Genomic DNA, 14479 nt, shown 5'->3' on the forward strand with positions numbered 1-14479 from the left:
CCTGACTTGTTTTTATGATGCTACGACTAGCTTTGTTAAGTAAACCAATAAAAACAAACAATCATGGCAACCAAAAAGCATTTTTTCATTTCATTGGAAGGTGTAGATCTTACTGATGAACAAGTAAAGAGTATAGACAAAGGAATTCAGAATGTCGTGCTTTCAGAGCTTTCAAAAATTGATAACAGTCAGTCTTTTGCAGCACAAAGAGATTTCAGAGGGCTTACGAAACCCTTAAGAATTAAAGACTGGTTTCCTTGGGGGATTATTATTTTCAAGCCGGGAATAGATGTTCAGTCACAGATTAAAGATTTGCAGTCTCAAATCAAAAGTTATGGAGGCTAATTCACATTCAAAAAAGATGTGTCCCAGTTATGTTGGAAAAGCCGGGGCACAGCTTTTTGGAGTCGTAAACAAAGACGGGAAGGTACAGTTTATCACTCCCCTCACCGTCACCGAAGGGTTTCTGGAACAGAATAAAGGGAAAAACAGTCTTGAACAAAGATTCCGCTTTACGGGAAAATGTGTGGAAAAAGGATGTGCCCAATGGGACAACACGGAATTCAAATGTTCCTTATCCCGGAAAGTACAGGATCTTGATCCTGAGCACACGAATACAGAATTATCATACTGTCCGATCCGGACCCAATGCCGCTGGTTTCACCAGGATGGAAAAGAAGCCTGCTTTTCGTGCAATGAAGTCACCAGAAATATGGAAGAACTTTTACTGCAAATAAAATAAAAAAGGCGTGATAACTTATCACACCTTTATTTTCATAAAAATAAATTTCTATTTCGGTAAGCCTCTTTTCAGGGCCAGTTCTGCTCTTTTTACAGCTACTTTTTCTTTCCAGTCCATATATTTCTTCTTGAAATTGGCTTTCATAATATCGTCGAACTTACGCTGTACTGTAAGATTCCATAAAGAATGCGCCTTTACAGCCCATGACTTATCCCATGCTCTTAAAGAAATAGAGAAACTTCCGTCAAGATATTTCATCCAATGCCACCAGCCTGTAGGCATGAATAATGTATCTCCGTGCTCAAGGAAACACTCAATTCCTTCTACGCCATCTAATGCAGGGAATTTTGAGAAATCAGGATTTTCAATATCATAATCTTCTAAAGCATAGGTTGCATAAGGGAGCTGATATAACCTTTCTTTCCATTTATAATCAAAAAGAAGAACGTGTTTTCTTCCGTTGAAATGAGTATGGAAAATATGAGCCATATCAATATCATAATGAAGAAAAGTTACAGAACCTTTCCCTCCAAAAAACATAGAGGGGTATTTATCTAAAAAGCCGCCCATTAGATCTTTGGGCGAAATATAATCTTCGAGCAATTTATTGGCATGCTTGATGGGATCAAAGAAGAAAATCCGCAAATCGGTAGGTTCTTTTTGGATAAGATCGATATAATCCCCGAACTTCATTTTTGCAGTGGGAGTATTGATGGGCGCTGCCGGATCAGCCTTAGAACTGTCATATAATGGAACTTCCACATCTCCTACCACTTCTTTTACATAATCCATTGTCCATTTCTGATATGCAGGCCATTTCCTTGCCATATTTTTAATGACAACGGGCCTTCTGGGCTTAAGATATTTCTCATGGAATTCTTCCTTGGTTATATCATCTACAATATCTATAGGCTTTAAAATAATTCCCATTTTATAAATTTTATGTTACAAAATTATTAAATAAATATTTATGAAGCTGAGATTAAGTTTTTTTTAATCTATGATTCAAATCACTATTTTAAATATGTAGACCAAATAAAAATACTTGGTCAAATGTAGGCGAAAACAAACAGAGGACAAAAATATTCGTAAAACAGAGGATAGACTGAATATCATTTTGAAACGAATAAAAAAAAATATATCACTATAAATGCAGTGATAATAAGGTTTTTTAACTTTTCCCCTTAAAATCAATCTTTATAAGTGTAACAAAAAATTACAAACCATAACTAATAAACCAAATAATAAATTATGAAAAGGAACATTTATGTATTCGTGATGATTTTTTTCTCTGTGCTGACTTTTGCACAAAAAACAGTTTCAGGGAAAATTACTGATGAAGGCGGAGAAGCAATACCAAGCGCAAGCGTAACGATAGAAGAACCGGGAAAAGATGCAATTCTGGCTTATGGTATCACCAACTCAAAAGGAGAATATAAAGTTACCTTTACTTCTGCTGAATCTAATGTAGACCTGAAAGTAAAAGCATTCAATCAGAAACCGCTAACGAAGCAAATCAGCAACAGCGATCAGACGCTGAGTTTTAAAATGCAGCCTGAAGCAACAGAAATAAAAGAAGTCCAGCTGAAAACAAAAATGATTACGGCAAGAGGAGATACCATTTCTTATGACCTTAAAGCTTTTGACAGTAAAAATGACAGGACGCTGGCTGATGTCATGAAAAAAATTCCGGGGATTGAAGTCAATGCAGACGGAAGCATTCTTTACCAGGGAAATGCGATCAACAAATTCTATGTTAACGGAAAGGATTTAATGGAAGGAGGATATGGAACCATCAACAATTCCCTTCCCAAAGATGCCGTACAAAAAGTGGAGGTCCTTGAAAATCACCAGCCGGTAAAAATACTTCAGGATAAAGTTCCTTCTGATCAGGCGGCAATCAATATCAAGTTGAAAAACTCTGTAACGATGACCGGAAGAGGAGAGGTAGGGTCAGGATTCGGAGATCCATGGCTTTGGAATGTAAAATTAACACCGATGTTTTTCGGACAGAAAAGTCAGTGGGTGGTTAATTATAAAACCAACAACATGGGAGAGCAGGTGGAGAATGAAGGAAATATCTTAGCCTTCGGAAGCAGGTTTGAAGGGAGAAGAATCAATGCTTCTCAAAATGACTGGCTGAATGTGGAAAACGCTAATACACCGAATCTTCCGGTGAAAAGATATCTGATGAATAACGTACACTATTTGTCGGCTAATTATCTTACCAATATCGATAAGAAAAAAGAATGGGAGCTTAAAGCAAATGCCAATTATACGAATAACGCCGTGGAAAGGGAATCTTATAGCGAAACCAATTATTTCAACGGGGCTTCCAATATTATAAATATCCTTAATAACTTCTATACGGATAAAGCAAAAGGAGAATTGATCTTTACTAAGAATGCGAAAAAAGGATTCTTTAAAAATACAACAAGTTTCTCTCAATTCTGGAATGCAGACAGGGGAGTTGTAGACAGAACAGACGTAAGCAGCACCAGACATGGCGAAGAAGCCATAGAATCTCCCACCACATCATTCCAAAACTCTTTGAGTACAATTATCCCCTGGAAAGAGAAAATGGTCAATGTCATGTCTTTCATCAATTACCAGACAGACAAACAAACATTGGAAGTATCCCCATCTTCCTATTTGGAGATTCCGGGATTTAATCCGGACCTTAATTCAGAACTTGTCAGACAAAATTTAAGATTAAAAACTTTTGAAGCTAACCATTCTGCAAATATTGGTTTTTCTGCAAAAGGATGGACCTTCACTCCGGAAGTCGGATTTAATTTTAAAACAACGGACTTAGTTTCAGATTTATCCAATATTACAACAACAGGTGTCCTTCCAACTGCATACAACAATGATCTGAAGTATACAACAGCAACCCCTTATGGAAGCGTAGGAGTAAATTATAAGAGTGAAGCATGGATGGTATATGCCAATTTCCCGGTAAACTCAAATAACATCAAAGCAGAAGATCCGGTGAGAAATGTTTCGAAAGAAGTCAACAAAATAACTTTTGAACCAAGCATTTTTGCCCAGTATACATTTGCTTCTTTCTGGAAAGCGTCAGTGAATGCTAATATTAACAATAATTTCGGAGAAATAAACTCTGCTTATTCCGGATTTTTGATGACTTCTCCTAATGGAATTAATGCAATGGATATCAATAATCCGATCCCTCAAAATAACAACAAATCAGCCGGGACAAGACTGGAATACAGAAATCCACTGAATAATTTATTCTTTAATGTGAATTACAGATTCTCAGATGCAAAAAGAAACCTGATCTCCAACCCGAGGATCAATGCGGCAGGTTACACTATTATGCAGTATATTGAGCGGGACAATCATGTAATTAATAATGGGTATAGTGCGGAAGTAGGTAAATATTTTCCAAAGTTTAAAACAAACGCTTCAGTTAGCTATAGCAACAACACCTCAAAATCCGATGCATTCCTGGATAATGCTTCTTATACCAACAAGAATAACAGCCAGTCATATGGGATTAAATTCAACAACACTTACTTCAGCTGGATGAGTATTGATTATAACGCGAGCATCTCAAGAACGAAACAAACGAGTGAGGGAGGAGTAGTTTCCGATGCGGCGAGAAAAGGATTTACCCATAATCTTGGTGTATTCTTCTATCCTGTCGAAAATCATACGGTTGGGTTTAATTGGGACCAGGTAAACACCAATGCCAGCGGTCAAAAATACAACAACGGATTTTATGATGTGTCTTATCAGTTCAGCTGGTCGAAGAAGAAAATCGATTTCGAGCTGAAATGGATGAATATAGCAAACAAGAAAGTATTTGAAACGTATGATATCAATACCACGAATATTTCATACACAAGAATTCAGCTTCGTCCAAGCCAGGTCATGTTTACCGTAAAGTTCAACTTTAAATAAATAAGAAAAACCAATCTCTCAGGATTGGTTTTTTTATGTAATCATTTAATTTCTTAGTTAAAAACTAGGGTTGTCTGCAGACGGACCGTAACTTCCCGGAAGCGGAATATTATTTAATCTGTAATACACCCCCAATTGTGCTCTGTGATGTGTAATCTGGTTTAAAGCATGTCGTATAGCCCCATATTTACTCCAGCTCGCCAGTTCGTGCCCATCGTTTTTAATGGTCCAGCTCGGATTCAGATCATCTTCTTGTACATTTTCCAACGCTTTTTTCCCGGCTTCATAATCGTCATCAAGCTTTTTCAGAAGATCTTCTCTTGTGGAAAGAACGGAAGGTTTATACTCTCCTTTGGCGAAATCAAGCTCAGAGGTGTTTAAAATTGTATTAGGCCATTCAAAAACCTCCACAAGATGGGTGGCGAGAGGCATCATTTTCATGCTTTTCTCGTGTGGGGCATAGTCATTTTTTCCTTCAGGAAAGAGCTCAATAAACTTTCTGGTTGTCTGATACTCTCCCTGTAGTTCTGATTTTAATTGAGATAAAGTGTCCATAATATTTTGTTTTTTTAGGCACATAAATTTAGAAATTTAACCAATGGGAAAGTCGTAAGAAAATCATAAAATTTCGTTTCCGATAAAATAGTTGAAAATAATGTGAAGAAAACTGTAACAAAATCTGAGAATGAATAACTAATTAGTAAACAGTTTTAAAATGAAAAAACTCTTTTCAGTATTTTTTATTGCACTTTTTGTCTTCTCCACGGCACAAGACAAAGATTCCAAAGAAACGGCGAACCGCTTTTTCTATGAGCTTACATTCAAGCCTAAAAAAGATTCCACGAAAATGGATAAGGTTATTACCATCTTGGATATTACAGATAAAAACAGATCGGTGTATCAGGATTATACCGTAATTGCACAGGATTCTATTATGAAGGTGGAAATCGAAGCGATGCAGAAAGCAGGCATAATGAAAGACCTTTCAAAAACAATCAGACAGCCTAAAATTTCTGCGAGAATATATAAAACCTATCCTGGTATGAAAGTTCAGTATGTGGATAAAGTAGCCAATGGATTTACGCCAAGTAATATCGGATACAGCGAGGATTTGAAATTCAACTGGAATATTTCCAATGAAAAGCAGAAAATAGGAGCTTATAACGCACAGAAAGCAACCACGGAATTTGGAGGAAGAAAATGGACGGCTTGGTTCAGTACGGATTTACCATTCCAGGACGGACCGTATAAATTTTCAGGACTTCCGGGGCTGATTGTTAAAATCGAGGATGATGAAAAAAATTATTCATGGATTTTACAAGGAAACAAAAAAGTAAAAGAGTATTCCGAATTTTCATATATAGAAAACCTGATGCAGGCTACAGGCGGAAAAGTAAAAGAATTGCCAAGAGATAAGTTTGAAAAGACATTCAGCGATTTCAAAAAAGATCCTTTTGCATCTGTGAGACCGATGATGACACAGGAAATGATGTCTAAAACCATTCCGGGAATGGATGGTACCATAGGTGACATGATGAAAAAACAGGAAAAACAATATAAAGATTTCTATAACGCAAATGACAATCCTATTGAGAAAGATCAGGCGATAGAAAAAAAGAAGAAATAGCATTTCATATCAACTAATTATATTGGTAAACCCAAATGTATCAGTGCATTTGGGTTTATTTTTTTAAGCAGGGATATTATTTAGATTAAATTTAAATAACGTATATTTGCATTCACAAAAAAGAGGCTTTGAAAGAAAAAGATGTACATAAATTAAGTGGATTCCCCAAAAACAAAACGGGGAAGATCCTTGGCTATGACAATGATCATTTGAAGATGCCCAATAAAATCATCGAAATGGGGCTTTTGCCGGAAACTGTTTTCACGATTTTATATCAGGCTCCTTTTAACGGACCTATGTATGTGGAGTTCGGGGAAGAAAAAAGCCGTATCGCTCTTCGTGAAGAAGAGGGAGATTATATTATTGTTGAAGAATTGAATTGATGCAGAATAATAAAAGAAAAAAGGTACTTTTAGTCGGAAATCCTAACGTAGGAAAATCAACGGTTTTCAATACATTATGTAACAAAAAACAGAAAACCGGAAACTATGCCGGAGTTACCGTGGCAAGTCATTCAGGAAATTATACCTATAAGAATGAAAATGTTGAGGTGATTGATTTGCCGGGATCATACAGTATTTATCCAAGTTCGGAGGACGAAGCTATTTTTTCTAAATTTCTTATTGACGAACAACAAAACTATGCAGGGGTCATTTATATTCTGGAAGCATTAAGTTTAAAAAGAGGACTTCTGTTATTTCAACAGATTCAGGACCTTGGAATCCCTATGATCCTGATCGTGAACCAGATCGACCAGGCAGAAAGAAGAGGAATTAAAATCAACATTCAGCAGTTTTCTGAGGCATTGGGAAGTAAGATTATCCAGACGAATGCTAAAGAACATCTTGGAATAGATGAAGTAAAGGAAGCTGTTTTCAACAATGAATTTGTAAAAAAAGACACTATTTCTTTTGAAACGCCGAATGAGCATAAAGACTTTCTTCAAAAACTGGCCGCACAAAAAGGATTTGATAATCCTTATAAAGCATGGATGGCTATTTCTTCCGGAACTGAGTTGGGAAGAATAGAATCAATCCACGAATTGCTTAATGAGCCGGAAAATAAAAGCTTGGTACCTAAAAGATTACAGGTTCAGGAAACAGTAAGAAGGTATCAGAATGTTGATAAAATCTTAGCCAATGTCATTTCTAAAAAAACTCAGTTCAAAGAACTGCTTACTGAAAAGCTGGATAAGATTTTAGTCCATAAATTCTGGGGGTATGTAGCATTTTTGGCTGTATTACTAATCATATTCCAAAGTGTTTTCTTTCTTGCAGAATACCCCATGAGCTGGATTGAAGGGTTTTTCTCATGGTTGTCCGCATTTACGGGAGAACATCTTCCGGAAGGGCCCGTCAACTCCCTTATCTCAAATGGTATTATTCCGGGAATCGGAGGAATTGTGGTTTTTGCCCCACAGATCGGGATCTTATTATATTTTCTTTATCTATTGGAAGATTCAGGATATATGGCAAGGGTCGTCTTCCTGATGGACAGGCTTTTACGACCGTTCGGACTGAACGGGAAAAGTATTGTCCCTTTGGTTTCAGGAACAGCATGCGCTATTCCTGCTGTCATTTCAACAAGAAATATCGAGAATATGAAAGAAAGGCTGTTAACCATTTTGGTGACACCTTTCATGACCTGTTCTGCGAGACTTCCGGTATACAGCATCATCATAGGACTGATTATTTCAGATGAAACGTTTTTAGGCATAAAATACAAGGCTTTGGTATTGATGGGAATGTATTTACTAGGATTTCTGGTTGCATTGCTTTCAGCTTCTATCCTTAAAAGATTTATTAAAAATAAAGGAAAAACCTATCTGGTAATGGATTTACCCACCTATAAAAAACCACTTTTCGGATACGATTTTAAAATGGTATTAAGTAAAGTATGGGACTTCATCACCGGAGCAGGTAAAATTATTTTTATTGTCAGCATTATTATCTGGTTCCTGAGCTATTTCGGACCAAAACAAAAACCCAGCGAAATTGTTGCCACAGATGTTCATCTTGATCATTCTTATCTGGCTAAAATGGGGAAGGGCATTGAACCCCTTATCGAACCCCTTGGTTACGACTGGAAAATGGGGGTGGGCATTTTGACAAGTTTCGTTGCGAGAGAGGTTTTTGTGGGAACCATGTCAACACTATACAGTCTGGAGGATGATGCTCCCGAAGTGAAAGTAATAGATAAAATGAAAAGAGACGTGAAACCTAACGGGGAAAAAGTTTTCAGCTTCGCAACAGGGGTTTCCGTTCTTTTATTTTACGCATTTGCAATGCAGTGTGTTTCCACACTTGCAGTAGTATACAGAGAAACCAAAAGCTGGAAGTGGACAGCTTTTCAGGTGGTAATGATGACAGGTTTGGCATATTTTGTGTCCATGTTAGTATATCAAATTTTAAAATAATGAGCTCATCATTGATTTTTCAGTACATCATTGTATTTCTGGTGGTTGCATTTGCCTGTTATTCTTTATTCAGGATGATCAGGAAAAATTTTGCACCGAAGAAATTTGATTCCAAAAGGTCGAATTGTGACAAAGATTGCGGATGTTCATAATTTTTGATCCCGTGAATTAAAAAAAGTAATTTCAGTTTCGCAAAATAATAAGCCACCAATTCACTTGAAACGAAAAGCAATATATATTTTTTTACTGGGCCTGATTTATACTCATACAGAGGCACAGACGGATAGCACAAATATCAAATCTTATGTAAACCAGATCATGTTACGGGTCAATGTTGATACGAACCTGGAAAGCTTTACCTTCTCGGAGGTAAATGGGGAAGATGTCATCAAAGAGACGGTAGTTTCTATCAATAATAAAACAAAGACTTCATTATCTGTTGATTACAGAAGTATAAGCGCCACCTTATCCTTTGCGCCGAGGTTTTTACCGGGAAATAATGATAATGCTTTAAAGGGCAACAGTTCTTATACGGATTTTAGGCTGAGGTTTTTTCCTAAAAGATTTATTCAGACCCTTTATTATAAGAATGTAAAAGGGTTTTATGTAGAAAACATGCAGGATTTGATTCCCGGCTGGCAGGAAGAAAGAGACGGATATATACAGTTTCCGGATTTGAGAGTACAGACTTTCGGAGGGTCCACATCTTATGTTTTAAAGAAAGATTTTTCATTAAAAAGTATTTATACGCAAGGGGAGTGGCAAAAAAGCAGCAAAGGAAGCTTTGTTCCGTTTTTAGATTATGACTTTACAATTTTCAGGGATATTCTGGAAGGACGCAAAAGCAAAGAACATCAATACAATATTGGCGCCAATATCGGCTATTTTTACAATTGGATAATTGCAGACAAAGTGAGTGTTGCACCTTATCTGACTGTTGGTGTTGGCGGTAAGTTTACCAGCTTTAGGGACACACTGGAAGACGGATCAAAAGGCCCGAAACTGAAAGAACAGTATGTAACCGTAAGAGGTTCGGGAGGACTTCATATCGGATATAATTCTGATCGGTTTTTATTCGGGGGGAAGCTCAATTTCAACGCAACGGCTTATGACCAAAGAAATAACTACATCGTTGAAAACAATAATATATACGGGCTGATCTATATCGGGTATCGTTTTGCACCTCCCAAAGCCGTAAAGAATACTTATGATAAAATTCAAAAACAGGTTCCTATTTTATAAGTATCTTTGCAAAAAAATTATAATTAACAATTAACAATTAAAAAAATATAAAAATATAATGTCGCTAATAAAATCAATTTCTGGAATCCGGGGAACGATCGGTGGAAAAGTAAACGATAATCTGACACCGCTGGATGTGGTGAAATTTGCTTCTGCATTCGGAACATGGCTTCAGAACCAAAAAAAGAAAAAGGATTTAACACTTGTCATAGGAAGAGACGCAAGAATCTCCGGACAAATGGTTTCTTCTTTGGTTACAGCGACATTACAGGGACTGGGGATCAACGTGGTTGATTTAGGTCTTTCTACAACTCCGACTGTTGAAATAATGGTTCCGGAACTGAATGCAGACGGAGGAATTATCCTTACCGCTTCCCATAACCCAAAACAATGGAACGCGCTGAAATTATTAAATGAAAAAGGAGAATTCATCAGCGGTGAAAACGGGGCAGAAGTGTTAGCTCTGGCTGAAAGCGAAGATTTCAACTATGCCGAAGTTGATGATCTGGGAAAATATGAAACAAGAGATGATGCCTTTGATATTCATATTCAGCAGATCCTGGATTTACCGATGGTAGATGCTGAGGCGATTAAAGCTAAAAAATTCAAAGTGGTTTTAGATGCGGTAAATTCTACAGGAGGCATTGCGATTCCAATGTTACTGGACAAACTTGGTTGTGAAACAGTAAAACTATATTGCGAGCCGACGGGTCATTTCCCTCATAACCCTGAACCGTTGAAAGAGCATTTGGGTGATATCTGTGAGTTAGTTAAAAAAGAAGGAGCAGATTTCGGAGTCGTTGTAGATCCGGATGTTGACAGATTGGCTTTAATTGATGAAAAAGGAGAGATGTTCGGTGAAGAATATACATTGGTGGCTGTTGCTGATTATTTGCTTAAAAATAAAAACGGAGCGGCTATATCCAACCTTTCTTCAAGCAGGGCCCTAAGGGATGTTGCACACACCCATAATTCAGAATATTTTGCAAGTGCTGTTGGTGAAGTGAATGTGGTTACCTTGATGAAAGAGAAAAATGCAGTAATCGGAGGCGAAGGAAATGGAGGAATTATCTATCCTGATCTGCATTACGGAAGAGATTCTTTGGTAGGGATCGCGTTATTTCTAACGCATCTGGCAAAAGAAAATAAAACGGTTTCTGAATTAAGAGCCGGATACCCAAGTTATTTCATGGGTAAGAAGAAAATTGAGCTGACTCCGGAGATTAATGTAGATGATATTTTAACTAAAATGGAAAAAGAATATCAAACAGAAGAGGTTTCTACAGTGGATGGTGTGAAGATAGATTTTGAAAATAACTGGGTTCACCTTCGTAAGTCGAATACAGAGCCTATTATCAGAATTTATACAGAAGCAAAATCCCAGGAAGAAGCGGATCAGTTAGCGGATGAGATGATTGCTAAAATTAATAGCCTGATCTAAAAATTTTAACATCAATTTCATCATTTTAAAAAAGAATTATTATTAACTTTATAGTATTAAGATTTTCAGAACCGAGTATTTGTATATCTCATATCTCAAGTCTTAGATCTTAAACTTGTTTATATTGGAAGAGTATTTTGGAAATGAACTTGTAAAAAAGTTCGAAGAAATGATGGAAAACCATGATGAATTCTACTTCGATACAGAAGAGTTGGAAGACATTATCGTTTACTACCTGGAGCTGGGAGATTTTAATTACGCAGATAATGCGGTAAATTATGGCCTTAAGCTCCATCCCAATTCTTTGGATATCAAGATTAAAAAACTTGAAGTCCTTTTAGAGTGGGAAGAGTATAATACGGCAAAAGAGCTTATTGATGAGTTGAAGGGTTCGTCCATGGAGAACACAGACTTTTTGGTTTGCTATGCTAAGTATTATTCGAATTTAGGAAATCCGAGAAAATCCATTGAAATTTGTAAAAAAGCACTGCAATTGGGGGAAGAAGAAAATTTCCTTCACAACTTTATTGCGGATGAATATGTGAATCTGGGAGATCCTTTTAACGCTCTTAAACATTACCGAAAAGCATTGAAAGAAGATCCAACGGATGAATACTCGCTGGAAAACTGTATGATCTGCTTTAGCGACTTGAATAAGAGTGAGGAGGCTATAGCCTTTCTTAATGAATATTTAGATGAATTCCCCTATTCTGAAATCGCTTGGTTTGAATACGGGCAGTTTTATTTCAACAGAAAGAATTACGAAGAAGCCATTAAAGGATATGATTATCTGTTGGCGATCAATTCGAACTCTGTAGGGGTATACGCCAATAAAGCCGCTTGCTATGAAGCTTTAGGGAAATATAAGAAAGCCATTGAAGTATATGAGGAAATGCTCGAGCTGGAATATACGAAGGCATTTACTTTTTATAAGATAGGGCTTTGTTATAAAGCATTGAAGCAGCCGATTATAGCGCTGAATTCCTTTCAGAAATCTTTAAGGGAAGACCCGCAGTTTTATCTTTCAATGATGGAACAGTCTTATCTGTATGAGGAAATGGGAGGAATGACGGAAGCTCTGCATTTCGCCAAAGAAGCGACACAGTTAAATGAAAACAATCTGGATTATCAGAAAAGATTGGCCTTTTTATTCATTGATTCAGGGAAATTTGAAGAAAGCCTTTCCTGTCTGAAAAAACTGGTTGAAGCTGAACCGTCCAGGTTCTATAACTGGTATGCTTATTCGGAAGTCTTGATGCTTCTGGGAGAATATGAGGAAGCGGTTACGGTATTGATTAATGCGGTGAAAAAGCATGAAAGAGCAGAACTGTATTATCAGCTCAGCAATTGCTATTTCAATCTTAAGGATCCGGAAAAAGCAAAGGTTGCTCTTCAGAAAGCAATGGATCTTGATCCTTCTCTTGCACAGGATATGCAGAAAAAATATCCGTTCATTAAGGATGAGGTGAAAAAGGCTAAAGCCAGAGTAAAAAAGAAAAATTAAAATTCTGTTAAAAAAGAACAGAACAAAATAAAAATCCTGCAGTTATGCAGGATTTATTTTTTTATAAGATTAGGTTTTGTTCTCAGGAAGATCAATCCGGCAATAATTACAGCCGCTCCTATAAATTGCATTGCCGTCAGCTTTTCACCATCTAAAATCCCCCAGATAATAGCAACTATAGGCATCAGTAAAGTAACTGTTGATGCAAAAAGAGGCGAAGAAACTTTTAATAAGCGGTAATTCATCATCATGGCCAACCCGGTGCCGAAGACTGATAATAAGCCTACAAACATCAGCCCGAGCATATTGTCTTCATTAAATTTGAACGTAGAGAAAAACCCCGAAAACGCCAAAGCAATGACAGAAGGAAATAACAAAACGAAAGAAAATACAAAAGCCGATAAGATAGTGGAAGAAACCTCCATTAACTTAGATTTTACCGTGGTGGTACTTACAGCATAGCATAAGGTAGCCAATAGTAATAATAAAATCGGGATCAGCTTAAATTCACCGCCTTCACCCCCTCCGAAAGCCAGTAAACAGACTCCTGTAAAACTGATCAGCGTTCCAACAATCTGTTTTTTTGTCGTCTCAAATTTCCAGACCAAAGCCCCCACGATAATCACGAAGATAGGCATCATAGAGTTGATAATCCCGGCAATACTGCTGCTTACCTCGGTTTCCGCAATAGGGAAAAGAAACATAGGAATAAAATTTCCCGTAAATGCAGCCAAAATAAGCCATTTTAAATGCTTTTTCGGAAACAGTTTGTATTTTGAAACGGCCAGCGGTAGTAAAATAATTCCGGCAATGAGAACCCTTAAAGCCCCTACCTGAAACGGATTAAAATGTTCCAGTGATTTCTTGATCAGAATAAATGACGACCCCCAAATAATAGTAAGGATAAGTAAAAGAATCCATTTTTCTTTATCTGCGTTCATTGTTTTTATGTAAAATTTTTAAAAATTCTTTTTTAGGAATCATCCTTGCACCCAGGCTTTCCAGGTGTTCCGTGTGGGACTGACAGTCGATAAGCTCCAGATTTTTATGGCTTTCCACAAAATGGATAAATCCGGCTTTGGAGGCATTGCTTACTTTGGCAAACATACTTTCTCCACAAAAAACATTCCCGATCTGTAATCCGTAAAATCCACCTACCAGTTCGTCGTTCTGCCATACTTCGATACTTTTTGCCAAACCATACAAATGAAGCTGAATGAAAGCCTCCATAAGCTCATCCGAAAGCCAGGTTCCGGTTTGCCCTTTTCTGGTAGCGTTCTGGCAATTTTTAATGACACCTCTGAAGTTCTGATTTTCAGTAAACGTAAAAATATTTTTGTTTAAGATTTTCCGCATGGATTTGGAAACCTTCAGTTCATCAGGATACAGGACAAACCTTGGCTCCGGACACCACCAAAGAATTTCCTCCCCGGGATTGTACCAAGGAAAAATACCCAATTGGTAGGCGAACCAAATTCTTTCTACAGACAAATCACCGCCAAATGCAATAAGGCCTTCATGACCATCATAAAGCTCGGGATCAGGGAAAGAAATTTCGTTGTCGTCTAATCGGACCATTGTTA

At 37.2% G+C, this 14479-nt stretch carries 13 protein-coding genes; 9 read left to right on the top strand and 4 right to left on the bottom strand.

Annotated features, from left to right (window positions below):
- Nucleotides 1-63: 63 nt before the first annotated feature.
- Both BCF58_RS14910 and BCF58_RS14915 read left to right on the top strand, forming a co-directional pair.
- Entirely contained in the window at nucleotides 64-345 is a 282-nt protein-coding gene (locus BCF58_RS14910; protein ID WP_121462601.1) for a hypothetical protein, read from the top strand.
- A complete protein-coding gene (locus tag BCF58_RS14915; RefSeq protein WP_121462602.1) occupies nucleotides 335-742 on the top strand; it encodes a hypothetical protein in 408 nt (135 codons plus the stop codon). Before BCF58_RS14910 ends, BCF58_RS14915 begins: the two co-directional genes overlap by 11 nt.
- Nucleotides 743-790: 48 nt before the next feature.
- On the opposite strand, the gene BCF58_RS14920 is transcribed toward BCF58_RS14915, so the two are convergent.
- Nucleotides 791-1672, bottom strand: a complete 882-nt coding sequence (locus BCF58_RS14920) for a cupin-like domain-containing protein (protein ID WP_121462603.1) — start codon at nucleotides 1670-1672, stop codon at nucleotides 791-793.
- Between the two features lie 321 nt (nucleotides 1673-1993).
- Here BCF58_RS14920 and BCF58_RS14925 point away from each other — a divergent pair, with 321 nt between their 5' ends.
- Complete coding sequence (locus BCF58_RS14925; RefSeq protein ID WP_121462604.1) at nucleotides 1994-4666, top strand: carboxypeptidase-like regulatory domain-containing protein; 2673 nt, start codon at nucleotides 1994-1996, stop codon at nucleotides 4664-4666.
- 57 nt (nucleotides 4667-4723) lie between these two features.
- On the opposite strand, the gene BCF58_RS14930 is transcribed toward BCF58_RS14925, so the two are convergent.
- Entirely contained in the window at nucleotides 4724-5221 is a 498-nt protein-coding gene (locus BCF58_RS14930; RefSeq protein ID WP_121462916.1) for a DinB family protein, read from the bottom strand.
- A 160-nt stretch (nucleotides 5222-5381) separates the two neighbouring features.
- Here BCF58_RS14930 and BCF58_RS14935 point away from each other — a divergent pair, with 160 nt between their 5' ends.
- From BCF58_RS14935 to BCF58_RS14960, 6 genes are all read left to right on the top strand, one after another.
- Complete coding sequence (locus BCF58_RS14935) at nucleotides 5382-6293, top strand: GLPGLI family protein (RefSeq protein WP_121462605.1); 912 nt, start codon at nucleotides 5382-5384, stop codon at nucleotides 6291-6293.
- A gap of 128 nt (nucleotides 6294-6421) precedes the next feature.
- Nucleotides 6422-6676: a FeoA family protein gene (locus BCF58_RS14940; RefSeq protein WP_121462606.1), complete on the top strand. Its 255-nt coding sequence runs from the start codon at nucleotides 6422-6424 to the stop codon at nucleotides 6674-6676.
- Entirely contained in the window at nucleotides 6676-8709 is a 2034-nt protein-coding gene (gene feoB, locus BCF58_RS14945; RefSeq protein WP_121462607.1) for a ferrous iron transport protein B, read from the top strand. The genes BCF58_RS14940 and feoB overlap by 1 nt, the downstream gene beginning before the upstream one ends.
- Nucleotides 8710-8925: 216 nt before the next feature.
- Nucleotides 8926-9951, top strand: coding sequence for a DUF4421 family protein (locus tag BCF58_RS14950; RefSeq protein WP_121462608.1), 1026 nt, complete (start codon nucleotides 8926-8928; stop codon nucleotides 9949-9951).
- 58 nt (nucleotides 9952-10009) lie between these two features.
- On the top strand, nucleotides 10010-11392 hold the full coding sequence (gene glmM / locus BCF58_RS14955; protein ID WP_121462609.1) for a phosphoglucosamine mutase: 1383 nt from the start codon (nucleotides 10010-10012) through the stop codon (nucleotides 11390-11392).
- A gap of 124 nt (nucleotides 11393-11516) precedes the next feature.
- Entirely contained in the window at nucleotides 11517-12896 is a 1380-nt protein-coding gene (locus BCF58_RS14960; RefSeq protein WP_121462917.1) for a tetratricopeptide repeat protein, read from the top strand.
- A 53-nt stretch (nucleotides 12897-12949) separates the two neighbouring features.
- On the opposite strand, the gene BCF58_RS14965 is transcribed toward BCF58_RS14960, so the two are convergent.
- Both BCF58_RS14965 and aat read right to left on the bottom strand, forming a co-directional pair.
- Nucleotides 12950-13837, bottom strand: coding sequence for a DMT family transporter (locus tag BCF58_RS14965; protein ID WP_121462610.1), 888 nt, complete (start codon nucleotides 13835-13837; stop codon nucleotides 12950-12952).
- Complete coding sequence (aat, locus tag BCF58_RS14970; RefSeq protein ID WP_121462611.1) at nucleotides 13824-14474, bottom strand: leucyl/phenylalanyl-tRNA--protein transferase; 651 nt, start codon at nucleotides 14472-14474, stop codon at nucleotides 13824-13826. The genes BCF58_RS14965 and aat overlap by 14 nt, the downstream gene beginning before the upstream one ends.
- Between the last annotated feature and the right edge of the window lie 5 nt (nucleotides 14475-14479).

It is taken from the genome of Chryseobacterium defluvii (genome assembly GCF_003634775.1).
Classification (GTDB): Bacteria; Bacteroidota; Bacteroidia; order Flavobacteriales; family Weeksellaceae; genus Chryseobacterium; species Chryseobacterium defluvii.